Origin of the sequence: Brucella oryzae, assembly GCF_041929965.1 — a bacterium.
Classification (GTDB): domain Bacteria; phylum Pseudomonadota; class Alphaproteobacteria; order Rhizobiales; family Rhizobiaceae; genus Brucella; species Brucella oryzae.
Map to the genome: position 1 here is coordinate 122,548 of NZ_JBHEEO010000009.1, position 24,448 is coordinate 146,995.

Genomic DNA, 24,448 nt, shown 5'->3' on the forward strand with positions numbered 1-24,448 from the left:
CTGGATTGAAAGAAAGACGGCCCGCTCCGGCGGGCCATCTTGCATTTAGCGCTCGACAGGTTTGCCCTGCGTTATCAGTCGGGCGCTGTGCTGCCCGGAGATATATGTCCACAGCCAACTCCAGGCGACAGCTGCACGACTTCTCGTTCCAATGAGGAAGAAGATGTGCGCGATACCCCAAAACCACCAAGCGATGATCCCCTTGAGCTTGAAGCGTCCCATATCAACGACAGCAGCGCCTCTGCCGATAGTCGCGAGATTGCCCTGGTGTTTATAACGGAATGGCATCGGCGGTGTCTTTCCATCAATTCGGCTTTTAATGACCTTGGCAACATAGGCGCCTTGCTGTTTGGCAGCAGGCGCTATGCCCGGAACTGGTTTACCGTCCGGTCCTTCCACCCATGCCGTGTCGCCGATGACGAAAATATCGTCATGACCGGGTATGTTGAGATTGGACAGCACCTTTACACGCCCGGCGCGGTCGCTTTCTGCGTTCAGCCAGGTCGCGGCAGGCGAGGCGGCAACGCCCGCCGCCCAGATTGCCGTTCGGCAGGGAATAAACTCCTCACCGACGGTTACGCCCTCGGCTGTGATGTCCTTGACCGGTATCCCGAGCCGCACTTCCACGCCCAGTTTCTCGAGCGCCTTCAATGCGTAATCGGACAGATCCTCTGGAAAGGCCGCCAGAATGCGTGGACCTGCTTCGAGTAGCATCACGCGTGTTTGCCGCGTGTCTATATTACGGAACTCGGGCCATATAGTCTGTTTGGCAAGCTCTGCAATAATGCCAGCAAGTTCCACACCGGTTGGCCCTCCACCTACTATGGCAAATGTCAGCAGCGCCTGCTGTCTCGCTTCATCTGTTTCGCGTTCGGCTCGCTCGAAGGCGAGAAGCAGACGGCGGCGAATAGTGGTGGCGTCTTCGAGGGCTTTCAGTCCGGGCGCTAGCGCTTCCCATTGATCGTTGCCGAAATAGGCGTGACGCGCTCCTGTGGCGAGTACCAGCGTGTCGTATGAAATTTCAGTGCCGTCTTCGAGTTGCACCTGACGGCGTTCGGTATCGACATCGGTAACTGTACCGAGCAGCGTTGTCACCTCCTTGCGATCCCTGAACAGATGCCGGATCGGCCAGGCAATCTCTGATGTGGCAAGGATGGTTGTTGCAACCTGATATAAAAGGGGCTGGAACAAGTGATGATTGCGTTGATCTATCAATGTGATCTGCACATTGACGTTTCTAAGGTCGTGAATCAGTTGCAATCCACCAAAACCGGCACCAACAACAACGATATGGGGTTCACGCATTTCGCTCATTATCTTCCGCCTGCTTTTTTTAGTATGTAGCCAGCTGGCTCGTCGTGAACAGGGCTTTTGACATAGTTTATGCCTGCATCTCGTGTATCCATGCCATCCGTTCCGATATTTATGACTTTCAAATTTTTATCACAGATCATCGTGAAGGGATTGCCAGGGTTTGGGATAGACCAGTTACAACTTTCTAAGTGCAAAGTTAAAAAGAAGAAAAAACAAGTGGTTATGCAAGGCCGCAATTAGGTCGACTTTTACCATCAGACAGAGGACAGAACCAACAAGTTGTGGCGTATTTCATCGCCATTGCCGCTTATGAGTTGCTTCTCGATTTCCGCATGGGTAGCCTTCCATATAGGCACAGCTGCAGCAAGAGCTGCTTTTCCCTCCTGTGTGAGCTGCAATAATCGCTCACGTCTGTCATTCGGGTTGACGACGATCTCAATCCAACCTTGCCGCTGCAACGGCTTCAAGGCCGCTGTCAAAGTGGTCTGATCCATCGCCAGCAGTTCTGCCACAGGCTTCATTGGCGGTGGTGCTGGGCGATTCAGCGACATCATCAGCGAGAATTGGCCGTTGGTCAGTCCGGTTGGACGCAGAGCGTCGTCAAAGCGGCGGGCGAGGGCACGTGCGGCGCGCTGAACATGCAAACAAAGGCAGGTATCCCGAACCAGAAGTGTTGTTTCAAAAGGTACATCGAGGCTATTTGACATGATTTATTAATATTGATATCAATGTAAATCGTCAAGCGGGAACATTGATATCTGGGCATGGACAGGGAGCATAAGCCGGAGGAGGACTTGCACCATGAATGAGGTCGTATCCCGAGAAGTTTGGCTTGAGGCGCGGCGCGCGCTTCTGGCAAGTGAGAAAGAATCCACCCATCTGCGCGATAAGGTCAATCGTGAGCGGCAGGCTCTACCGTGGGTGAAGGTCGATGAGAATTATACATTCGATACGCCTTCGGGACGGAAAACGCTTTCCGATCTGTTCGATGGGCGCAGCCAGTTACTTATTTATCATTTCATGTTCGGACCCGACTGGGATCAAGGTTGCACAGGATGTTCGTTCCTCGCCGATAATTTTGATGGCGCGGTGGCGCATCTCAACAATCACGATGTCACGCTTGTTGCCGTTTCGCGCGGACCGCTGGCAAAGCTGCAAGCTTACAAGAAGCGGATGGGTTGGCATTTCCCGTGGGTTTCGTCAGAAGGCAGTGATTTCAATTTTGATTACCACGTCTCCTTTACGAAGGATGAGCTCGAGAACGATCGCGTTTTCTATAATTTCGACAAACTGGCTGCAGAAGATGCTTTCGATGAACTGCCCGGCATGAGTGCTTTCTACAAGGATGAAAGTGGTGCGATTTATCACACCTATTCCAGCTATGCCCGTGGCATCGAAGAATGGATCGGTACGTTGATGATCCTCGATCGAGCGCCGAAGGGGCGTAATGAAAATGGTACGATGCATTTCGTCAAGCGGCATGACGAATATGAGGCACAGGTTTCCAAGCACAGTTGTTGTGGCTGATCACCCGATCACAAAAATAGATCCAAGGGAGTACTTTCAATGAAAAACGGCTCTTCTCCGTTCGTCTGGTACGAACTTATGACAACAGATGCCGACAATGCGGAGGACTTTTATACGAAAGTCGTCGGTTGGACGGCGAAAGACGCTGGTGTTCCCGGCATGAAGTATACGCTGTTTGAAGTGCCGGGCTGCATGATTGCAGGCATGATATCGATGGCGGACATGCCAACGGAGGACTGTGGAGGTGAACCCGGGTGGATTGGTTATGTCGGTGTGGCAAATGCTGATGATTATGCCCGGAAAGTCGAGGCCGAAGGCGGCAAAATTCTAAGGGCCGCGCAGGATATCCCCGACATCGGACGGTTCGCGATTGTATCGGACCCACAAGGTGGTGTCTTTGCACTCTTTGAGCCGAAAGACGATATGCCGCTTCCGGCTGACTTCGGTTCGCGCAAACCGGGACATCCGGGCTGGCACGAACTCTACGCCCAAAACTGCGAGACGGTATTTCCCTTCTACGAGAAAGTCTTCGGCTGGAAGCTCTCGCGCAACTTCGACATGGGGCCGATGGGAAACTACAAGGTGTTCAGTGTCGACGGCGCCGATCACGGCGGTATCATGACTGCACCGCCCGGTACTCGCGTCGGCTGGGGCTTCTATTTCATGGTGGATGGCGTGAATGATGCTGCCGGCAGGGTCAAGTCTCTCGGCGGAACCATTCTGCAAGAGCCTATGGAAGTGCCAAACGGCGAATGGGTTGTTCAGTGCAAAGACCCGCAAGGCGTGAACATCTCGCTTGTTGCGCCGAAACCTTAGGATAGATTATGTCTTCCGATTGACTGCCGGTACATTTGCGATGATTGGATGGAACATCGAAACGTATCGGTGGAAGATCGATTATGCATGATAGAAGGACGCGTCAGTCTCAACCGGCTGGAACAGTTTTCGCCGCTGATGTTGGGGGATCCTTCATTCGGCTGGCGCGCTCGACATATCCTGGACATATCGAACTTCTTGAAAAGCTACCTACCCCGGCGAATAATTGGGAAGAATTTAGCGATGCGTTGGAAACAGCATTGCGAACGCATGCATCGAACGAGGCGGGACCACTTGCACTTTCCATCGCTGGATTGGTTGATCCGGATACAAGTACCGCTTTCTCTGCGAACATCCCATGCATTATTGGTCACAGATTAAGCCTTGAACTCGGCGGCCGATTGCGGCGACAGGTGGTCGCCGTCAATGACGCCGATTGTCTGGCGCTTGCCGAGGCTATCGAAGGTGCTGGTAAGGGGCATGAGATCGTCTTCTGCGCAGTCCTGGGCACAGGTGTCGGCGGTGGGCTTGTTGTCGATGGTCGATTGGTTCGAGGTAAGGGCGGCTTGACCGGCGAATGGGGGCATGGCCCAATCCTCAGCACTTGTGTAGAAATAGACGGACAAACAGTGACGGTCCCTCGCTTCGATTGCGGCTGCGGCCAAAGCGGTTGTGTCGATACGATTGGCGGTGCGCGCGGGATCGAAAAGCTGCATCAGTTCCTGAATAGTATCGATGCAAGTAGCCACACGGTCCTGCAGGGATGGCTGGAAGGCAAACCGGATGCGAGACGGACAATTACCGCCTATCTCCAGCTGGTTGCCGATCCTCTTGCTGCCGTCGTCAACATAACCGGTGCGTCGATCATACCGGTAGGCGGCGGGCTTGCCACCGCGTCCGAGCTGATCTCGGCACTTGATGAGGCGGTCAGGGCACGAATCCTGCGGAAAACAGACTTGCCTTTAGTCGTTCCCGGTATATTCGGCAGCGACGGCGGTTTGGTCGGGGCAGCAATATCGGGGCATCAAACGTGAGTGTGTTACTCGAAGTCTGCGTGGATAGCGCCGAAGGGTTACGGTTGGCAATTGAGGGCGGTGCTGATCGTATTGAGCTCTGTTCTGCGCTTGAACTGGGTGGCTTGACGCCCTCGCAGGGATTGATGGAACTTGCCTCGAAAGCGCCAATCCCGATTTACGCAATGATCAGACCGCGCGCGGGCAACTTCTCCTTTTCGACTGAAGATGAAGCGATAATGGTGTCCGACATAGGCAACGCCAGAAGTGCTGGTTTGGCTGGCGTCGTTATTGGCGCTTCCCTGGACGATGGTTCACTCAATATCGTTATGTTGAAAAGACTGGTTGCAGAGGCAAGAGGTCTTGGAACGACGCTGCATCGTGCCTTCGATCTGGTTCCCAACATACAGACAGCATTGCAGCAGGCAATCGGGCTCGGATTCGAACGCATCTTGACGTCTGGCTTGTCTCAAACTGCGGAAGAAGGGCTGGATAAGCTGCAGCTGCTGGCTGAAATGGCCGACGGGCGCATAAGCATCATGCCCGGTAGCGGCGTCAAGGCTGAGAATGTGGGGCGAATAGTCAAGGCAACTGGCGTGACAGAAGTTCATGCTTCATGCCGCGTCGCGGTCGAAGAGAAGGATTTACGTGCTATCGCCTTCGGTTTTGCCGCAGAACAGTCATTTCGGACATCGGCTGAGCATGTAAGTGCCTTGAAAGCTGTAATCGAACGCATTTAAAGGGCGTTCATTCCAAATTCGGTGCGTTTGGGAGCGGAAAATCCGCGAACCGCCTAGTTCCGTGAAACGGAAATTTCTCATACACTTTAAGGTGACACTCAAACCCTATTGCCACTCCGAAAGAGTTTGAGTAGAAGTGACATCACATCAAGAGTTGGGGCGACGCCCAACGCCAACCTGCCTCTCCGGGCAAGGTGGTACTCTCCGTAAAGAGAGGATGTGGCCTAGCCGGCAAATATACGGACAAAGCCACTCGCGTTCGCTCTAACATAAACTAGGGACCGACGCGACATGCCGATTAAAATTCCTGACGATTTGCCAGCAACCAGTGTTCTCGAGGCCGAGGGCGTTATGGTCATGCGCGAAGCAGATGCCGTTCGTCAGGATATTCGCCCGCTGAAGATTGGCCTGCTCAACCTGATGCCGAACAAGGTCACGACCGAGACGCAGATTGCGCGACTTCTTGGAGCAACGCCGTTGCAGGTGGAACTGACCCTTGTTCGTATCACCAACCATGTGGCGCGCCACACGCCTGCCGATCACATGCTGTCCTTTTACCAGCCGTGGGAAGATGTGCAGGACCAACGCTTTGACGGTTTTGTCATCACCGGTGCTCCGGTCGAACGACTTGAGTTTGAGGAAGTCACCTATTGGGACGAAATGCAGCGAGTGTTCGACTGGACACAGACCCATGTGCACCGGACGCTAAACATCTGCTGGGCTGCGCAAGCTGCTGTTCATCACTTCCATGGCATGGGCAAGTACGAACTGCCGGGCAAGGCGTCGGGTGTCTATAGCCAGCGCAACCTCGCGCCATCATCACCTTATCTCCGCGGCTTTTCCGATGATTTCAAAATTCCGGTTTCGCGCTGGACCGAAGTGCGCAAGAGCGATATTCCGGCCAGCAGCGATCTGAAAGTGCTGGTCGATAGTCCCGAGACAGGGCTTTGCCTGCTTGATGATCCGCGCCACCGCTCATTGCACATGTTCAATCACGTTGAATACGACACCACCTCGCTTGCGGATGAATATTTCCGGGACATTCAGGCCCGGCCTGAAACAAAGATCCCGGCGAATTATTTCCCCGGAGACGACGCAACGCGCCAGCCGGAAAACCGCTGGCGTAGCCACGCGCATCTTCTGTTCGGAAACTGGATCAACGAAATGTATCAATCGACGCCCTACGATCTGGAAAATATCGGGAAGCGTTAAGAGCGAAAAGCAAGGACAGCGCCGCCAGAATACATCCGAACCATGGCAAGGCCTGCAAGGAAAAGTATTGCAATGCAAGCCCACCCGTAGCTGTGCCAAGCGCTGCGCCTATATGCATGGCGGATAGATTGATCCCGACACCGGCATCTGCCGTTGCGGGATCAGTCGCGATGAGAAAACTCTGAACGACAGGTGAAATCATCCAGCTGACGCAGGCCCATACCATCAGCACCGCGCCGAAAATGGTGCTTGATTCAATTACAAGTGATACTGCCGCCAACGACGTCAGATAGAAGAGTGGCGTCAGCACAATAGCTAGCCGCGGCGATAGTTTGTCGACGAGCAAGCCGCCGAGATATCCGCCTGTCATTCCAGCTATGCCGAAAGCGGCCATTGCCCAGATAACCTTGTGTGAGGAGATGTGGATCACTTCCAGGAGGTAGGGTGAAAGATAGGCAAACAATACGAAATGTCCACCGATCATCAGGATGGAAACGAGTTGTGCTGACAACAATCGGTTGGATTTCAGATGCGGCATGTAAGGCGGCAAGCCGCCCAGGTTACGTCCAGTCTGTGGTAGTGAACGTGATGCCAGGAGGAGAACCACGGCCGCCGTTAATGCCAGGCACAGAAAAACCGCACGCCATCCGAGCCATTGGCTGATGATCATTCCTGTGGGGACACCGGCCACCATCGACCCGCTGATCCCCATGAATATGATCCCGATGGCGCGTCCACGCATTGTGGGGACGACCAGTTCCGTGGCCAGCATCGTAGCAATCAGACAAACGACCGCGCTTGCAGCAGCCATGCACATGCGAGCTGCAAACAGGATGAGATAGTTGGGGCTGATGCTTGCGATGATATTGCTTGCAATGAAAACACCCAAGGCGAAGACCAGAATGACTTTGCGCTCAAACCGCGTCGTGATGATGAGCGCCAATGGTGCGGTTAAAGCGAAAGTAATCGAGAAGATTGACGTCAGCTGTCCGGCGATGCTGACAGAGACATTCAAGCTGGGTGCAACGCCCGGAAGAATTCCGACGATAATATTCTCAGCAGTGCCAGTGACGAAGGTTGCCAACGCCAGCACAAATAACCGGGTGTCCATATTTGCCATTCCCTTTCATGGTAACGCCATGCGGACAGCAAATGGCCCGGCACGGCGATGTTGCATGCCGGGTTTCGAGGCAAAGCTTCGGTTATCCCTGATATGATCTCATAACATCCGTACTGGCCTCTGGCCAGTTTTGCGGCGATTAGAGCATTTCCGGTTTAATTTGAATTGTTGGAAATGCTCTATCGATTTTTTTAATGCGCTCTAGCTAGCCGCGCGCGCCAGCCATCTGTGCCAATCGTCTTCTGAACCGTGAAAGACGTTCAGATCGATTTTTCCGTTCACGCCCTGCGATAATCCTGAGCCTGAATACTGCCAGAAAGTCCACGGGCGCCCTGGATAGACCTTTGACGGATGCTGGGCGACGGCACGCAGCCAGAATGGATAGTTGGCGAAGGCGCCTTTCAGATTGTCGTCGTAGAAATCCGGCGCGGTATAGATGATTGGCCGCTTGCCGTAATGCTGCTCGAGCTTGTCCATGAAGACCTGCATCTTTTCCCTAACCTGCGCCGGAGAAGGCCGCCGCTTGCAAGAAGAATCGCCGTTCCATTCAACATCGATGACAGGTGGAAGCGCATCGGCATCCTTGGGAACGTTACGGATAAACCAGTCGGCCTGCTGGCTCGCTACGCGACACCAGTAGAAGAAATGGTATGCGCCGCGTTTTATGCCTGCGGCTTTCGCCTCGCGCCAGTTCTTGCGGAACATCGGGTCGAGATGGTCACCGCCATCGGTTGCCTTGATATAGGCGAAGTTTGCGCCTTGCGTGCGCAGTTTCACCCAGTCAATATCGCCTTGCCAGCGAGATACGTCCACGCCATGTACGGCCAGCTTGCGTGGCGAAGTACGCCCAAAATTGATCGGTTTTGCATCGCGGAAACGGTGGCTATAGATCTTCGAGCGTTTTTGAGGTGTAAGGCGTACCGGTGGATAGGCTGCAACCTCCGGCTTCGGAACCGAGATGCGCGCCTGTGGGCGCTCTTGTGGCTGCGGTTGCGGCGTAATGGGGGCTGGCGGCTCAGCCTTGAACGGACCTGCATCAGGTATGGGGCCTGCCCAAGCCAAGACTTCTTCCCGCTCGGCTACGGGCATCGGCTGCGGTGCGCTCGCCATTTCGCTCAAGGGAGCGGGTGGAACCGGTCGAGCGACCGAACTCGTTGTCTCAGCTGAGGTATTTGACTGAAGCATAATGCTGTCGATGCCGGAACTTGACGTACAGCCCGTCAAAGCGGCGCAGGCAAGAGCAATGACTGATACAATCGAAGAACGCATGAGCACCCGTAACGCAAAACAAATGGGCTGCAACGCTCCTCCCGAGCTAATTGCTAATCAAAGCTTACCGGGAAATGCTGAATCCAAAGTTTACGAAATTGCTAATGCACATTCTCTAATTCGATTGTTCGAGAGTTTTTATCAGTGCTGTTGCAGAATTCTCCAATGCGGTTTCATCAAATCCTGAAAAACCGAGGATAAGCCCCTGACGTGGAGCGAGTTTCGTATAGAGCGAGGATAGCGATTGAACTTCAATCCCGGTCTCCGCGAGAATAGTTGCAAGGCGTGTATCGGCCTGTCCGTCTGGCAAAGCCAAAAGCAGTGATAGCCCGGCAGGAGGAGCTTCAATGCGGAATAGTTTCGGCTCTCCGGGCGCGAGCGCTGTAATTAACCTGCGGCGGCGTGATGCATGTATACGGCGCATACGCCGGATGTGCTGTGCAAAGGCTCCCGTTTCGATAAAACTGGCCAATGCTGGCTGGGCCAAGGGCGATGGCGCTGGGAACAGAGTTTGTCGTAGTGCTCTGAACTGATCGACCATATGCGACGGTACAATCAGAAAACCTAGTCGCAAGAGTGGCGAGAAGACCTTGGAGAAGCTTCCAATATAAAGAATACGTTCTGGATCAAGGGACATGAGTGCTGGCAGAGGCTGGCCGATATAACGGTGCTCGCTGTCATAATCGTCCTCGACGATGAATGCATCGTGCTCTTTTGCCCAGGCAATCAACTCCAAACGACGCCCCAAAGTCATGGTTACGCCTGTCGGGTGATGTCGCGCCGGTGTGACGAACGCACCACGCGCATCAATGGCTTTATCTCGCCCGACCGAAACATCGAGTCCCCCAGAATCGACGGGAACGGCTACTATGTCGAGGCCGTTGGTGCCAAGGATTTTGCGTGCGGGGGGATATCCAGGTTCTTCCATCCACAGCCTGTCACCCGGTGCAAACAGGGCTTCTCGGATGAGGGATAAAGCGTCGGCGCTACCCCCGGTAATGATGATCTGTTCCGGCGATACCATCATGCCGCGCCACTCATGCAGATGACGGGCCAATGATATCCGCAACGGATGAAAGCCGAACGCGTCCTCATTGTTCAATAGAGCATAGGATGGAACGCGCCAGATGCGCCCGAGCAGTTTACCCCACTGGTTGTGTGGAAAATTATCACTATCAAACACACCGAGCCGAAAAGGTTTGGTTTCCTTTCGATTTGACTGTGACTGGGTTATCGCATGGAGGGGCGGCTGGCCGACGGTCAGGCTGGTGTCGGGAAGCTCTGCCGCGATATGGGTGCCGGAACCTTGCCGTCCCTCCAGATAACCTTCGGAAATCAGCTGGTCGAACGCTGCGAGAACGGTAGTACGGGATAGACCCAGCTCCAGTGACAAGGCACGAGTGGACGGCAATCTCGCATCGGGCTTCAGGCGTCCAGTCAAAACCGCCTGCCTGATCTGTTCAACCAGCTGTGCGGTAAGCGAAACATCGCTGGCGCGATCAATTCCGAACTCGGGAAGTGTGTTGGAAATTGGCATTATTATATTCGTTAAAAGTGGCTATTCTCTCAAAGCCACTATGGCGCCAGTTTGGCCGAATATAAAGGAGAAATATCGGCCATGTCCAAAGCCCCTTCCGAACGCAGCCGCGTAAAACGCATGCATGAGCGCGGTGCCTACGATGCAACTACGGTGCACGCAATCATCGATGCTCAACCCTTGGCGCATGTGGCTTATATATTCAATGGAGTGCCCTATGTCACACCAACGCTGGTCTGGCGTGAAGGCAATTTCATTTACTGGCACGGATCATCCGCCAGCCGCATGCTGGAAAGCTGCGACGAAGCGGAAGTATGTGTGAGCTTCACGCTGCTCGATGGGCTGGTTCTCGCTCGATCCGCATTTCATCATTCCTGCAATTATCGTTCGGTCATGGCTTTTGGAACAGCGCGTAAAGTGTTGGACGTTGCAGCGAAGGAACATCACTTGCGCAGTTTCGTAAACGGGCTTTTCCCTGGTCGCTGGGAGGAACTGCGCCCGATGATGGCAAAGGAGCTGAAGGCCACCTTGCTTCTGGAATTGGAACTGAATGAAGCCTCGGCAAAGGTTCGTTCCGGTCCGCCGAAGGATGACGATGCCGATTATGCTCTGCCGATCTGGGCAGGCGTCATTCCGATGACTACCCAGATGGGTACGCCAGTGGATGACGGGCGTATTCTGCCGGGCGTGGCTACGCCGGACGCCATCATGCAGTTCGGTTATGTGGCGGAAGCGGCGGAATAGGCCAACAATGGTTCAGGCGGGTCCGAGAAAGATATGTGTCTCGGACTTCGCAATCCCATCCATCGCACGAATGCCTGTTACCAGCCGATGAAATTCATTCATGTTGGGGACTTCGATCTCGGCGATCAGATCCCATGTACCATTCGTGGTGTTCACGGCGGAAAAGCCGGGGTTCTTGCGTAAAGTAGCGATCACGCTTTTGATATTTCGCCCGGTCAACTCGATCATCATGATGCCTCGGATCATGTCGGTAGAACCATGATCTTTCAACCGAACCGTAAAGCCAGCAATGACGCCCGATGCGATCAGGCGTTCCATTCGGCTTTGAATCGTGCCTCGCGCCACGCCTAAAATACTGGCGAGTGTCGGGATGGACGCACGGGCATTGATGCGCAGCTCCGATATTAATCGTTGATCCAGATCATCCATCAAATTCCGCCATTTGACGATTTCGTCAGTTTGATTGCGTTTATCGCAGATTACTGGATATTTCTATACAGAATTGGCGTTTTCGTTGATCCTTTGCTCCATTAGCGTGCGTCAAAACAAACAAGCCGGATAAGCAGTAATGCAACCGGCAAGGGGAAATCGGAGGTGGATCGATGGAGTTTTCTTTCTCCCGCTCCTGGGTAACCGGGACGCGACGATCTTGTCTGTTTCGAATAGGTTTTCCCGAGAAATTTGCCGCCGCCCGTTGGGCGTCGACGATCTGGAAAGATGCGCCTACTTGGCGCTCGGAACGGGCATCGCCCGTGATCGCGTCACGGTCACTTAGGAGAAAATGAAATGAAAACCCTTCTGTCTTCACTCGTTGCTGCTAGCGTCGGCGCGCTGATGATGCTCGCTCCCGCCCATGCTAACGATCTAGAAAAGGTCAAGCAGAGTGGCGAATTGCGCATCGGTATGAGCGGTGTTTTCCCGCCATTCAGTTTTGTTGACGGTCAGAACCAGGTTGTCGGGTTCGACGTCGATATCGGCACTGAAATCGCCAAGCGCCTTGATGTGAAGCCCGTTGTCGTAACCACGGCTTTCGACGGCATCATTGCTGGGCTGCGCGCAGGCAAGTTCGATGTGGTCGTCGGTAGCATGAGCATCACGCCAGAGCGTGAAAAAGCTGTTGACTTCGCAGGCCCTTACTACCGCGGTGGCCGTGGCATCTTCGTGACGGAGGCATCGGCGATCAAGTCCATGGACGAGCTGAAGCAGGGCAAGACCATTGCCGTTACGCTTGGCGAAACCAGCGACAAGTGGGCGCGCGAGCAGGGCGGCTGGACCGTTCGTACCTATAAGGGCATTCCCGAGCTGCTGCTTGAGCTTCGTTCGGGCCGTGTAGATGCCATTGCATCGGATGACATTCCAATCCTGATCGCTATCAAGGAAAGCGGCGAAAAGGTTCGTCAGCTCGACACGCCCGAACTTCAGGGAACCGACAATGTCGGCATTGCACTGCGCAAGGGTAATCCTGAGCTGAAGGACGCGATCAACAAGGCTCTGAACGATATGAAAGCCGACGGCACCTACGAGAAGATCTCCACCAAGTGGATCGGCCGCGACATCCGCTAGCCGTATGAAACCCCATGCCGGGACGGCAGTTAAAACGAACGTCCCGGCAGCATGTCTTTCCGGCTTGGTTTTGCAGACAGGAAAGGGGAGATAATGAATTTCTCTTTGATGGCGGAGGTCTTTCCATACTTTCTGGAGGCCGCCCTGGTTACCGTCGAAATCTCGGCACTTGCCATTCTGATCGGGTTGAGCGTCGGTGCGCTTGCAACATCCGCAAAACTGTCGCGCTTCTGGCTGCTGCGTTTTGTCGGAACAGCATATGTCAGTGTTTTTCGCGGTACGCCCTGCCTATTGCAGCTTTTCGTTCTCTATTTCGGCGGACCGCAGATCGGCATCAATCTTGAGCCCTTTGCAGCCGGTGCCATCGGTCTCGGACTCAACATCGGTGCTTATTACGCCGAAGCTATGCGAGGTGCCATTCTAACGGTTGACGCCGGTCAGAACGAAGCCGCCCGCTCCATAGGCTTCAGCAGTGGACAGTCGATGCGCTTTGTGGTGTTGCCGCAGGCAGCCCGGCTCATGATCCGCTCGCTCGGTGTCAACACTGTCATGCTGATCAAGGGCTCTGCTCTTGTTTCCGCGATCTCCGTAGTCGAACTGACCTACACAGCCCAGCGTTTCATCGGCTCGACCTATCGTCCGTTTGAAATTTTCGGCATCGCCGCGGCCATCTACATGGTCCTCATCTATATCGTTGCACGCTTCGTCGATTTTCTCGAAGCCCGCTACGCACTCAAATAGGCGGTGATATCATGCAACTCGATTTCTCCATCGTCCCGCCCTATACCGAACTCCTGATGACCGGCATCTGGTGGACGCTCATCATCGCTGTGTCCTCATCCATCGTCAGTTTCTTCGGTGGCATCGCATTCGCCCTGCTTGTTCTCTACGGCAACTGGCTGGTGCGCTATCCCGTCCGTTTCTTCATTTGGCTGTTCATGGGCACGCCGCTGCTTCTACAGCTGTTCCTGCTCTATTACGGCCTTTCGCAGATCGGCATCAACATTCCTGCCGTATGGACTGGTATCATCGGACTTGGCTTGCATTTTGCGGTCTATAATTCGGATATCTTCCGCACCGCGATCCTGACTGTCGATCCGGGGCAGAATGAGGGCGCCCGTTCGTTGGGCTTCGGCAGTGGCCAGACGCTGCGCTACATCATCGTGCCGCAAGCTGTCCGCAACGCGCTGCCGCAGGTGGGCAATAATCTGATTGCTCTCTTGAAGGACACAGCACTCGTGTCGGTGATCGGCATCACAGAGCTGGTGCATGCGTCACAGCAGGCAATCAGTGAAACCTATAGCCCGTTTGAATTCTACATCACTGCCGCAGTGATCTTCTACGTACTCAATCTCATCCTGGAAGCCGGATTGCACTGGATGGAAAAGAAAGTCGAGGCTTACCGATGAGCAACAGCAAACCCATGGTGGAAGTGCGCGATGTCCACAAGGCTTACGGCGCGCTTGAAGTTCTCAAGGGTATCAATCTGTCGGTTGAACGTGGACAGATCATCGCCATTATCGGCCCATCCGGTTCCGGTAAAAGTACGTTGCTGCGCTCCATCAACCATCTGGAAACGGTCAATTCAGGCCAGATTCTGCTGGATGGCGTGCAGGTCAACCAGTCTTTGAGCGGACGAGCCTTCGAACGGCACATCAACGCAGTGCGTCAGCAGATGGGCATGGTTTTTCAGCACTTCAATCTGTTTCCGCATCTCAATGTAATGGAAAATATCACACTTGGTCCCATCAAACTGAAGGGCAAGAGCAAACATGAAGCGCAGGAGCTGGCAGTTTCGCTTTTGAAGAAGGTCGGCCTTGCCGACAAGGCATCAATGTACCCGTCGCGTCTGTCGGGCGGACAGAAGCAGCGTGTGGCCATCGCCCGTGCGCTTGCAATGCAGCCGAAAGTCATGCTGTTCGACGAAGCGACCTCCGCGCTCGATCCGGAACTGGTCGAGGAGGTCAATCAGGTCATGAAACAACTCGCACAGGAACACATGACCATGTTGATCGTGACCCACGAAATGCGTTTTGCCGCCGAAGTTTCAGACAAGGTTCTGTTCATGGACAAGGGCGTTGTCGTCGAGGAAGGCAAGCCGGATGTGATCTTCACCAATCCGGAAAATGAAAGAACGAGAGCGTTCCTGCGAAAGCATCTCAACCAGTAAATCGACGTTTAGATCAGATTGTGAACCCGTCTGTGCCTTTCCCAAGGTACGGAGACGGGGAACTATTGAGCGAGGAAAGACCGTGGCATCCCCAAATCAATGGAACCCGACAGAACGGGTGCGAGAACTCTCCTATCGCATGGTGAAATGGCCAAGCGAGACCGGAACACCGGACGAGGCATCATTCGGTCCGAAGCTTGCCGAGCTTTTGCGCGAGATTCCCTATTTCCAGAAAAATCCAGACGACATCGCTGTCATCGATAGCCACGGCTCACCGATGACCAAGAATGTCATCGCGGTCGTCCGCGGTACCGGGCGGCGAACACTGGCGTTGGCCGGTCACTTTGATGTGGTGGAAACTGCAAACTACCGCGATTTGAAACATCTGGCCTTTGAACCGGATGCGTTGCTGGAAGCGCTTCTGGCCGATCTCACCAGTCGTCCGCTTGCTCCCAACGAAGAGAAGGCGCTCGCCGACTTCCAGAGCGGAAACTACATTCCCGGACGTGGCATGCTGGACATGAAGAGTGGCGTTGCCGCTGGCATAGCCACACTCGAATATTTCTCGCAGCAGGCGGATCGCGAAGGCAACCTGATCCTGTTCGCGACACCTGATGAAGAGCGCGGATCGCGGGGAATGCGCAGCCTGCGCGATGCCTTGCCTGAACTTGCCGAACGCTGGGGCCTCGACATCGTTGCCGGTATCAATCTGGATGCAACGAGCGATCAGGGTGATGGTGCGGAAGGCCGCGCCATCTATCGCGGCACCATCGGAAAGCAGCTTCCCTTTGCTTTCGTGGTGGGGCAACCTTCTCATGCGAGCTATCCGTTCGAAGGTGTCAGTGCGCACCTCATCGCATCGGAAATCATGCGGGCGGTGGAAGCCAATGCAATGCTTTGCGATACGGGCGATGGCGAAGTTTCACCGCCTCCGATCTGCCTTGAGGCACGGGATTTCCGTGGAGGCTATGAGGTGACCACGCCGGAACGGACATGGATTGCCTTCAACTGGCTGACCCATTCCGTTTCGCCCGACGCTTTGTTCCAGCGGTTCAAGGCGGTTGTCGGGGAGGCGCTGGATCGCGCAATCAAGCACTTCAATGTCGAGGCGGACCGTTTTGCAAAGCTCGTCGGCAGCGAAGCGGATGCCAATCACAAGGGCCGAATTCTGACCATGGCTGAGCTGCGCGAGCAAGTTCGGAGTATTGCGGGGGATGCGGCACTGGAACGGATTGCCGCATTGGAAGCTGAGCTTTCAAGCAGCGACAACCCGCTTCTCATTACGCGGGAACTCGTCAATTGCATGGTTGCCGAGGCGCGCATTACAGGCCCGACGGTCATTATCGGCTTCGGGAGCCTTGTTTATCCGCATGTTCGTATGGGGGTCGAAACAGCAGAAGAACAGCGTTTTGCAGAAGCCTTGGAAACTGCACGCGTGGACGCAGAACGTCAGTTCGATACAACAATCCGGTATCGCGAAATCTTTGCCGGAATTTCGGATATGAGCTTCTTTGGTCACATTCCAGATGCGATGGATAGCGAAGTCATTGCGGCCAACACACCGGCTGCTCAATTTATCGACCGTGCCAATCCAAACGCGCTTTCCTATCCGGTGGTGAATATTGGTCCATGGGGGCGCGAGTATCATCAGAGGCTGGAGCGGGTTTATGCGCCCTATGCATTTACAGTGTTGCCACAGTTTCTTTACGGCATCGCCGTGCGGCTCCTGAAACCTTAGCGGTTCGCGAACGGTTTGATGTCGTTCACATTACCTGATTGACCGTGATTGCGATCATGTGGAGGACGTCGTCTGCGCTGCATCCGCGTGAGAGGTCGTTGGCCGGTTTTGCGAGGCCTTGCAGAACAGGGCCGATGGCCTGTGCACCGCCGATGCGCTGGGCAATCTTGTAGCCGATATTCGCCGCTTCCAGATTGGGAAAGACGAAGACATTCGCATTGCCCTTTAGCGGTGAATCGGGCGACTTCGCATGGCTGATTGCCTCCACGAAGGCGGTGTCGAACTGCAATTCGCCGTCGATGCAAAGGTCGGGCCGCGTCGCCCGCACTTTCCGGGTCGCCTCGACTACTTTCGACACGCGCTCATGCGCCGCGCTTCCGCCCGTCGAAAAGGACAGCATGGCAACGGCTGCGTCTTTTTCAGTCAGTTGGCGGTAGGATTCCGCCGACTGCATGGCGATATCGGCAAGCTGGCTTGCATCCGGCTCTACCACCAGTCCGCAATCGGCAAAGATGAATGCCCCCTTCTTCTGGTGGTGTGACTGGCAAAGCAGCATCAGGAAAAAGCTCGAAACGAGCGAAGCCCCTTCGGCCTTACCGATAATCTGCAGGGCATGGCGCACCACATCGGCGGTGGTTGAAACCGCGCCCGCCACCGTTCCATCCGCATGGCCTGCGCGCACCATTAAGGCGGCGAAGCCCAGCGGCGTTCTTGCCATTGCTGCTGCCTGCTCTTCGGTCATGCCCTTGGCCTTACGCAGTTCGTAAAGAGCCTGCGCATAATCAGCACTTCTGGCTGATGTCTTGGGATCGACGATCTCGATGTTTGATCCGCCGATCTGTCTGCCAATAACATCCCGCGAACCGAGCAGCGTGATGCGGGCGACGCCTTCGAGTTCGGCACGCAGCGCCGCATCGATGATACGCGGGTCTTCGCCTTCGGCCAGCACGATATGGCGCGGGTTGGAACGAGCTTTCTCGAAAATCTTTTCCAGTGGCAGCATGGCATAATCTCTTCAAAAGACCGGGAGTCGTCCTCCCGGCCTGTTTTCCAAACAGGATGCTTAAACCGGCGCCTGCTCACGCATGTCGGCTTTGCTGATACCGGCCACCACAACCGGCTTTTTCATCGCATCGCGGCGGAAAGGTTCGCCCAACTCCTGATTGAGCACGACTTCGATGAAGGTCGTCACGCCCTTGGCCTGTTCGTCGATTGCTGTCTGCAAGGCTTCGGTCAGCGCCTGTTGGCTATCGACGGTTACGCCTTTCAGTCCGCAGCCATCTGCCACCTTGGCGTAGCTCAGGTTCGGATTGAGCTCGGTGCCGACGAAGTTGTTGTCGTACCACAGCGTCGTATTGCGCTTTTCGGCCCCCCATTGATAGTTGCGGAAAATGACCATGGTGATGGCAGGCCAGCCCTTGCGTCCGATGGAGGTCATTTCGTTCATCGAAATGCCGAAAGCACCATCTCCGGCAAAGCCGACCACCGGAGTGTCGGGTTGCCCGATCTTCGCGCCGACAATGGATGGAAATCCATAGCCGCACGGGCCGAACATGCCCGGCGCCAGATATTTACGGCCATGTTCGAACGTTGGATAGGCGTTGCCGATGGCGCAATTATTGCCGATGTCGGTGGACATGATGGCGTTTTTCGGCATACCCGCCTGAATGGCGCGCCATGCCTGTCGCGGCGACATGCGATCCTTCTCGCGTTCGCGTGCATCCGCGTTCCATTGTGTACCCGGATCGTCATCCTCGTGATCCATCGAGGAAAGCTGCTGCAGCCAGGCGGACTTGCGCTGGTGGATGAGCTGCTTGCGCTCGTCGCGCCCGGCATTGCCCGCATCGGCTCCCAGCTGGTCGAGGATCTGCTGCGCAACCTGTTTGGCGTCGCCGCAAATACCAACCGAGATTTTCTTGGTGAGACCGATGCGATCGGGATTGATGTCGACCTGAATGATCTTTGCATCCTTCGGCCAGTAGTCGATGCCATAGCCGGGCAGTGTCGAGAACGGATTGAGGCGGGTGCCGAGCGCCAGCACCACATCGGCCTTGGCGATCAGTTCCATCGCAGCCTTGGAGCCGTTATAACCCAGCGGACCTGCGGACAGCGGATGGGTGCCGGGAAAGGCATCATTGTGCTGATAGCCGCAGCAGACCGGTGCATCGAGCCTTTCGGCAAGTGCGATGGATTCCGGGATTGCACCGCCAATGACGACACCCGCACCGTTGAGAATGACCGGGAATTTTGCTTCCGTCAGTATTCTCGCTGCTTCCGCAATGGCCTCGCGCCCGCCGCTCGGGCGCTCCAGACGCACGATCTGTGGCAGGTCGACATCGATCACCTGCGTCCAGAAATCGCGCGGAACGTTGATTTGTGCCGGTGCACAGCCGCGCCATGCCTTCTCGATCACGCGGTTCAGCACTTCAGGAATGCGCGAGGCATCACGCACCTCTTCCTGATAGCAGACCATTTCCTCGAACAGCGCCATCTGGTCCACTTCCTGAAAGCCGCCTTGACCGATGGTCTTGTTGGCAGCCTGCGGCGTCACCAGCAGCATGGGCGTGTGGTTCCAGTAGGCCGTCTTGATGGCGGTGACGAAGCCGGTCACGCCCGGACCATTCTGGGCGATTGCCATGCCCATCTTACCGGTCACACGGGTATAGCCGTCACAAATAAGCGCTGCGTTGGTTTCATGGGCGCAATCCCAAAAAGCTATACCCGCCTTTGGAAACAGATCGGAAACCGGCATCATAGCCGATCCGATAATCCCGAATGCATGTTCTATCCCATGCATCTGCAAAACCTTCACGAAGGCTTCTTCCGTCGTCATTTTCATGGCGCATACCTTTCCTTGCAATTCAGAGAACTTCGTCTTTCAGCGCATACCAGCGGTACATGGCGCGCTGGCCTATGCGCCTAAATGGCGTCAACATGCCGTAACTCGGCAGTTCGGAGGTGAAGATCGGCAAGTCCAATTCCTGTCCGTGACCGGTCATCAATTGGGCGACCCGGCGTCCAGCCTGCGCGGAATACATCACGCCATTGCCGCCATAACCCATGGCATAATAGATTTCCTGCGATGGGTCGGGCCGATAGATGCGGGGCATCATGTCGTGGCTGACATCGACCCACCCCCACCATGAATATTCGATCTCGATGCCGGTGAGCGCCGGAAATTTCCGGTAAAGTCCGGAAAGCAGCAGATCGTAATGTTTCGGGTTCGGTGCATCTGCCCCCGTAATGGCGCTGCGACTGCCTATCTGCATTCGCCCATCGGGCAGAAAGCGGTAATAATGGCGAAGCGTGCGTGTGTCGGTCAGAGGAATGCCGGTCTTCGGGCCACACGCTTCAATTTCATCCGCCGTCAGCAGGCGTGTCACGACCGAATTCGACAAGACCGGCATCAGCCGGTAACGGGTGAGAGGATGCAGGCCGGGCGAGGTATAGCCCGCCGTTGCAAAACAGACCTGCCGTGCCTTGACCGTCCCGTTCGGCGTGTTGAGATGATAGACATTGCCGTTCTTGCGGCAACTCAGCACCGGGCTTGCCGTGTGCACCTTCGCGCCGAGCCTGCGGGCAAGCCGAAGATAGCCGAAAGCCAGTTTTGCGGCGTGAATGCCAATGCCGTCAGGTTCATACATCGCTCCGCGCGCTTCCTGATCACGGATGAAGTCGCGGTGAATTTCGTCGCGGGCGACCATGCGCGTCCGATAGCCAAACACGTCATTCAGCAGGCGGGATTCCTTCTCCAGCGCGGGAAGGACCTTATCGCGATGGGCGATGTACAGGTGACCGCCATCCTGCGGATCGCAATCGATTTCCGGTTCGGCGATGAGTGCGCGAAAAAGGTCGAACCCTTCGGCAATTTCCCTGTGCAGCTTGCGCGCGACATCCACGCCCCAGCGCTCGATCCATTGCGAACGCTTGAGCCGACCGGCTGAGATCTGCGCCTGACCGCCATTACGAGTGCTGCAACCCCAGGCGACCCCATTTGCTTCCAGTACCGTGGCCTTGACACCATGATCCCGGGCTAGGTGGATCGCTGCCGAAAGACCAGTATAGCCTGAGCCGACGATAACGACATCGGCATCGACGTCGCCGCGAATAGGGCCATCGTCTTCCGGCGCCGGTCCAGCTGTTCCGATCCAGTAGGTCGGGGCATAGTCGCGGCCTTGCCCTGGCGTCTTCGAAACCACCGGATCATAGGCGGGGTCGAATGGTTGAGTGGCAGAGAAACTGTTGAGAGTGTGGGTATCCATATGTCGGTCCTCCAGATCACCGACGGACATTGTTGGGGCTTACGCCTTCAGCAAAGGCCGGTTCTTGCGGAATGCCTGCTTGCGGACGATCCTGCCGTCACGCTGTGTGAAGAGATCGCAACCTTCCGCCTCGACGCGCGCGCCGTTGGCATCTGTTCCGCGAAAGGTCCATTCGGACGCGGCACGGTCGCCGCTCACGAAATGCCTGTGCTCGTCCCATTTTACGTCGGGCATAGCAGCCCATACGCCGGAGAAAGCCCTTGCAATGGCATCCTTGCCTTCGATGCGGGTGCCGCAAGCTTCGTCGCCGCCGATGGTGTAGAACACGCAATCATCGGCGAAAAAGGCCATGATCGCGTCGATGTCATGCCGGTTGAAGGCGTCGAAGAGGTCGGAAAAATGCTTCTCTGTGAGGTGTCCGGCGGACATTCGGCTGCTCCTTGATGCGTCTGATGTTTGCCCGATTTTGGGCAAATTTTCTCCGTGACGCGGCAGGGACTGCCGCGCGATCGATATTGCGAATGAGATTTCGGTCGGGCTGGTTACAGCGGTTGCGTCACCATCAGATCTTGCCCTTCCATGGGATGAGAACTTTTTCCATGTAACGGATCAGAAGGTCGAAGGCGAAGGCGAAGACCCCGATCACGATGATGCCCATGATGACGGTGTCACTGGCCAGAAACTGTGCCGCGTTGAGCACCATGAAGCCAAGGCCGCGATGTGCCGCCACCATTTCGGCCGCAACCAGCGTCGTCCAGCCCACGCCGATCCCGATGCGCATGCCGGTGAAGATTTCCGGCATGGCCGCTTTCATGATGACTTGCGTTATCACCTGCGACCGGGATGCGCCCATTGCATAGGCCGCATGGATTTGTTCGGTAGATACCGAGCGCACGCCGGCTCTGGCTGCAATCGCCATTGGCGCGAAGATCGCGAGGAAGATGAGGAACACCTTCGGAAATTCACCGATACCCAGCCAGATGATGATCAACGGCAGATAGGCAAGCGGCGGCAGCGGTCGGTAGAACTCGATAATCGGGTCCAGCACGCCACGAACGAAACTGCTCATGCCCATCATGATGCCGATGGGAATTGCCGTGATAGAGGCAATCGCGAAGGCGCCCAATACGCGACCGAGGCTGGCAAGGGTATGTTCGGCAAGAGTAGAATTTGCCACGCCGTCGGTCATGGCGATCATGAACTTGCCATAGACCGCGAAGGGAGAGGGGAGAAACAGCGGCTTGACCCAGCCCATCCCCGTCACGAGAAACCAGAGCCCCAGCAAAATCAGTGCGGTCACAAGGCTGATGAAGCCGCTATTGCCGTCGCCAGGGGCGCCATAGATTTTACCGGGTTTGACTGGTCGTGCCCGAGTTAGAAACTCAAGCATGGACCAGTTCCGGGTTTCCTGATGCACGTTCATCGCCATAGATAATCCCCAGAATTGTCTCACGCATCTTGATGAAATCGGGACTGGACTTGACGGCGCGCGCGTCACCGCATTCCAGAAAGCGTCGGTTGAAATCCAGATCGTAGGTATGGGTGATCCGTCCGGGACGCGGCGACATGACGATCAGCCGCGAACCGAGAAACAAGGCCTCTTCGACGCTGTGCGTGATGAAGAAGAACATTTTATTGGTCACTTGCCATACCCGCAAAAGCAATTCCTGGATTGTTTCGCGGGTGAGGGCGTCGAGCGCTGCCATGGGCTCGTCCATAAGCAGCATCGCCGGATCGCAGGTCAGTGCGCGGGCGATCCCGACACGTTGCTGCATACCGCCGGAAAGCTGGTAGATTTTGTGATTGTGGAAATCCTGCAGGCCGACCAGAGCCAGATTCTTGGTGGCACGCGCACGACGTTCGGCCTTCGGCACACCTTGAAGCTTGAGCCCGAATTCGGTGTTGTCGACCACATTGAGCCAAGGAAGAAGAGCATGTTTCTGGAACACGACACCTCTGTCGGCGCCGGGACCACGCACCTGCCTTCCGCCCAGCGTGATTTCACCGGATGATGGAATCATGAATCCCGCCATGAGATTGAGAAGCGTGGTCTTGCCGCAGCCTGACGCACCAAGCGCCACCACGAAATCCCCGCTGTTGATGCGCAGATTGACACCCTTCAGCGCGATCACGGCTTCTTCCACATAAAGACCGGGATAGGTCAGACTGACATTCGATACGTTCAAAGTTTCCATGACGTCACCTTTCGGGAACGAAGGAGCGGTTCCGGCACAGGCCAGAAGGCAAAACACTACAGGAACCGTCTCGGTTCAGCGGCTTGCCCGAAGGTATGCCGCTGGCGGAGATGTTTGAATTACCGCACTAATTACTTCGCGGCGGCTTCGGCAAAACTGCCATTTACATTGCCGCTATAGTCATCCAGAGCCTGGTCGAGCTGCTTTTGGTCGACTAAGAATTTTGCGCTCTGGGTGATGGACTTGAGCGCTCCGCCGTCCTTGTCGCCGCCGAGCCATGTCGGGGAGGACTGTTCTTCCGCTGTGGGGAAGGACAACAGCGCCAGTGCGCCCGGTATATCAGCGGCATTGCCACCGATCAGTTTGACCATGCCTTTGACTTGTTCGGAATCTGCTGTCCACTGGCTGCCATTGGCCTTGTAGTCGGCGTAAGCATCCTTCAGCACAGTGGTGAAGGCGGTCATGAATTTGGGGTTTTCGCTGGCGAAGCTCTTGTCCACTACAAGTCCGTCGAAGGTCGGAACGCTTTTCGCGCCGATTTCTTCAGAATTGACGATTTCCTTGCCTGTTTTTAAGATTTCTGAAAGAGCCGGCGGCCAGACATAGGCAGCATCGATATCGCCACGCTGCCAGGCGGCAACGATCTGCGGAGGCGTCATGTTGAGAATTTCCGCGTCGCGCGGATTGATCTTCCAGATGTCATCCATGCCGACCAGAAGGTGGAAGTGAGAGGTCGACACGAACGGCACGCCGATTTTCTTGCCCTTGAGGTCTTCGGGCTTCTCGATGCCCGAGCCTTCGCGCGCTACCAGTGCTTCCGATTTGCCGATATTATCAAGGATCCAGAAGAGTTGAAGGTCGACGCCGCGTGTGGCGGCTGCGGCGATGCCTGTTGATCCAATCACGCCAATCGGCACGTTGCCGGAAGCAAGTGCTGTCGAAATATCGCCACCCGATGCAAACTGGCGCCAGTCGATCTTGTATCCCGCTTCCTTGGCTGCCGCGTCGAACTTTCCATCGGCAATCGCGGTCAGAAACGGTCCGACGATCTGCTGATAACCGACCACGACCGTAGTTTCGGCATAAGCCGCAGATGTAGAAAGCGCTGCTACGGCCGAAAATAACACCACCCGTTTTATACTATTGAAATAGTTCATGGAGTTCCCCTTCCATTTAAGAACCATGCCTGACTTCGTCATGACTGTTGGCGTTTTTCGCCAATCTGCAG

24 protein-coding genes and 1 riboswitch are annotated in these 24,448 nt (G+C 55.5%); of the genes, 11 read left to right on the forward strand and 13 right to left on the reverse strand.

Annotation, left to right across the window (positions count from 1 at the left end; genetic code table 11):
- Positions 1-45: 45 nt before the first annotated feature.
- Both JNC70_RS12025 and JNC70_RS12030 read right to left on the reverse strand, forming a co-directional pair.
- Entirely contained in the window at positions 46-1,305 is a 1,260-nt protein-coding gene (locus tag JNC70_RS12025) for an NAD(P)/FAD-dependent oxidoreductase (protein WP_167394023.1), read from the reverse strand.
- 263 nt (positions 1,306-1,568) lie between these two features.
- Complete coding sequence (locus JNC70_RS12030) at positions 1,569-2,021, reverse strand: MarR family winged helix-turn-helix transcriptional regulator (protein ID WP_104754482.1); 453 nt, start codon at positions 2,019-2,021, stop codon at positions 1,569-1,571.
- 94 nt (positions 2,022-2,115) lie between these two features.
- Here JNC70_RS12030 and JNC70_RS12035 point away from each other — a divergent pair, with 94 nt between their 5' ends.
- The 5 genes from JNC70_RS12035 (at position 2,116) to metA (ending at position 6,622) form a co-directional block, all read left to right on the forward strand.
- Positions 2,116-2,841 carry a DUF899 domain-containing protein gene (locus tag JNC70_RS12035; RefSeq protein ID WP_104754483.1) on the forward strand — a complete coding sequence of 242 codons (726 nt, stop codon included), beginning with the start codon at positions 2,116-2,118 and terminating at the stop codon, positions 2,839-2,841.
- A gap of 39 nt (positions 2,842-2,880) precedes the next feature.
- Positions 2,881-3,657 carry a VOC family protein gene (locus tag JNC70_RS12040; protein WP_104754484.1) on the forward strand — a complete coding sequence of 259 codons (777 nt, stop codon included), beginning with the start codon at positions 2,881-2,883 and terminating at the stop codon, positions 3,655-3,657.
- An 83-nt stretch (positions 3,658-3,740) separates the two neighbouring features.
- The gene (locus JNC70_RS12045) at positions 3,741-4,691 is read left to right on the forward strand and encodes an ROK family protein (protein ID WP_104754485.1); all 951 of its coding nucleotides are present in this window, start codon (positions 3,741-3,743) and stop codon (positions 4,689-4,691) included.
- On the forward strand, positions 4,688-5,410 hold the full coding sequence (locus JNC70_RS12050) for a copper homeostasis protein CutC (RefSeq protein ID WP_104754486.1): 723 nt from the start codon (positions 4,688-4,690) through the stop codon (positions 5,408-5,410). The genes JNC70_RS12045 and JNC70_RS12050 overlap by 4 nt, the downstream gene beginning before the upstream one ends.
- A 139-nt stretch (positions 5,411-5,549) precedes the next feature.
- A riboswitch (SAM-I-IV-variant riboswitch) is annotated at positions 5,550-5,659 on the forward strand.
- Positions 5,660-5,701: 42 nt separating this feature from the next.
- Positions 5,702-6,622: a homoserine O-acetyltransferase MetA gene (gene metA, locus JNC70_RS12055; protein ID WP_104754487.1), complete on the forward strand. Its 921-nt coding sequence runs from the start codon at positions 5,702-5,704 to the stop codon at positions 6,620-6,622.
- On the opposite strand, the gene JNC70_RS12060 is transcribed toward metA, so the two are convergent.
- The 3 genes from JNC70_RS12060 to pdxR all read right to left on the reverse strand — a co-directional run bounded on the left by JNC70_RS12060 (position 6,567) and on the right by pdxR (position 10,548).
- The gene (locus JNC70_RS12060; protein WP_245414721.1) at positions 6,567-7,742 is read right to left on the reverse strand and encodes an MFS transporter; all 1,176 of its coding nucleotides are present in this window, start codon (positions 7,740-7,742) and stop codon (positions 6,567-6,569) included. The genes metA and JNC70_RS12060 overlap by 56 nt on opposite strands.
- Positions 7,743-7,943: 201 nt before the next feature.
- Positions 7,944-9,011, reverse strand: a complete 1,068-nt coding sequence (locus JNC70_RS12065) for a glycoside hydrolase family 25 protein (RefSeq protein ID WP_104754488.1) — start codon at positions 9,009-9,011, stop codon at positions 7,944-7,946.
- 115 nt (positions 9,012-9,126) lie between these two features.
- A complete protein-coding gene (gene pdxR / locus JNC70_RS12070) occupies positions 9,127-10,548 on the reverse strand; it encodes a MocR-like pyridoxine biosynthesis transcription factor PdxR (RefSeq protein ID WP_104754489.1) in 1,422 nt (473 codons plus the stop codon).
- A gap of 81 nt (positions 10,549-10,629) precedes the next feature.
- Here pdxR and JNC70_RS12075 point away from each other — a divergent pair, with 81 nt between their 5' ends.
- A complete protein-coding gene (locus JNC70_RS12075; RefSeq protein WP_104754490.1) occupies positions 10,630-11,292 on the forward strand; it encodes a pyridoxamine 5'-phosphate oxidase family protein in 663 nt (220 codons plus the stop codon).
- Between the two features lie 12 nt (positions 11,293-11,304).
- Here JNC70_RS12075 and JNC70_RS12080 read toward each other — a convergent pair whose 3' ends face one another.
- Positions 11,305-11,721 carry an Lrp/AsnC family transcriptional regulator gene (locus tag JNC70_RS12080; RefSeq protein ID WP_006471741.1) on the reverse strand — a complete coding sequence of 139 codons (417 nt, stop codon included), beginning with the start codon at positions 11,719-11,721 and terminating at the stop codon, positions 11,305-11,307.
- 357 nt (positions 11,722-12,078) lie between these two features.
- Here JNC70_RS12080 and JNC70_RS12085 point away from each other — a divergent pair, with 357 nt between their 5' ends.
- The 5 genes from JNC70_RS12085 to JNC70_RS12105 all read left to right on the forward strand — a co-directional run bounded on the left by JNC70_RS12085 (position 12,079) and on the right by JNC70_RS12105 (position 16,763).
- Positions 12,079-12,855 (forward strand): ABC transporter substrate-binding protein, encoded by a 777-nt coding sequence (locus JNC70_RS12085; RefSeq protein WP_104754491.1) that lies wholly within the window; start codon positions 12,079-12,081, stop codon positions 12,853-12,855.
- Positions 12,856-12,948: 93 nt separating this feature from the next.
- Positions 12,949-13,596 (forward strand): amino acid ABC transporter permease, encoded by a 648-nt coding sequence (locus JNC70_RS12090; RefSeq protein WP_061347902.1) that lies wholly within the window; start codon positions 12,949-12,951, stop codon positions 13,594-13,596.
- Between the two features lie 11 nt (positions 13,597-13,607).
- The gene (locus tag JNC70_RS12095) at positions 13,608-14,264 is read left to right on the forward strand and encodes an amino acid ABC transporter permease (protein ID WP_010658696.1); all 657 of its coding nucleotides are present in this window, start codon (positions 13,608-13,610) and stop codon (positions 14,262-14,264) included.
- Entirely contained in the window at positions 14,261-15,025 is a 765-nt protein-coding gene (locus tag JNC70_RS12100) for an amino acid ABC transporter ATP-binding protein (protein ID WP_104754492.1), read from the forward strand. Before JNC70_RS12095 ends, JNC70_RS12100 begins: the two co-directional genes overlap by 4 nt.
- Before the next feature lie 139 nt (positions 15,026-15,164).
- Positions 15,165-16,763: a M20/M25/M40 family metallo-hydrolase gene (locus JNC70_RS12105; RefSeq protein ID WP_104754493.1), complete on the forward strand. Its 1,599-nt coding sequence runs from the start codon at positions 15,165-15,167 to the stop codon at positions 16,761-16,763.
- A 25-nt stretch (positions 16,764-16,788) separates the two neighbouring features.
- On the opposite strand, the gene pta is transcribed toward JNC70_RS12105, so the two are convergent.
- The 7 genes from pta to tauA form a co-directional block, all read right to left on the reverse strand.
- A complete protein-coding gene (gene pta / locus JNC70_RS12110) occupies positions 16,789-17,766 on the reverse strand; it encodes a phosphate acetyltransferase (RefSeq protein WP_104754494.1) in 978 nt (325 codons plus the stop codon).
- 60 nt (positions 17,767-17,826) lie between these two features.
- Positions 17,827-19,602 carry a sulfoacetaldehyde acetyltransferase gene (xsc, locus tag JNC70_RS12115; protein ID WP_104754495.1) on the reverse strand — a complete coding sequence of 592 codons (1,776 nt, stop codon included), beginning with the start codon at positions 19,600-19,602 and terminating at the stop codon, positions 17,827-17,829.
- Positions 19,603-19,624: 22 nt separating this feature from the next.
- Entirely contained in the window at positions 19,625-21,025 is a 1,401-nt protein-coding gene (locus JNC70_RS12120; RefSeq protein WP_104754496.1) for an NAD(P)/FAD-dependent oxidoreductase, read from the reverse strand.
- Positions 21,026-21,064: 39 nt separating this feature from the next.
- Complete coding sequence (locus JNC70_RS12125; protein ID WP_104754497.1) at positions 21,065-21,454, reverse strand: nuclear transport factor 2 family protein; 390 nt, start codon at positions 21,452-21,454, stop codon at positions 21,065-21,067.
- Positions 21,455-21,587: 133 nt separating this feature from the next.
- Entirely contained in the window at positions 21,588-22,415 is an 828-nt protein-coding gene (locus JNC70_RS12130; RefSeq protein WP_104754498.1) for an ABC transporter permease subunit, read from the reverse strand.
- Positions 22,408-23,220, reverse strand: coding sequence for a taurine ABC transporter ATP-binding protein (locus tag JNC70_RS12135; RefSeq protein ID WP_104754499.1), 813 nt, complete (start codon positions 23,218-23,220; stop codon positions 22,408-22,410). Before JNC70_RS12135 ends, JNC70_RS12130 begins: the two co-directional genes overlap by 8 nt.
- A gap of 131 nt (positions 23,221-23,351) precedes the next feature.
- Positions 23,352-24,377 carry a taurine ABC transporter substrate-binding protein gene (gene tauA / locus JNC70_RS12140; protein ID WP_104754500.1) on the reverse strand — a complete coding sequence of 342 codons (1,026 nt, stop codon included), beginning with the start codon at positions 24,375-24,377 and terminating at the stop codon, positions 23,352-23,354.
- Positions 24,378-24,448: the final 71 nt, after the last annotated feature.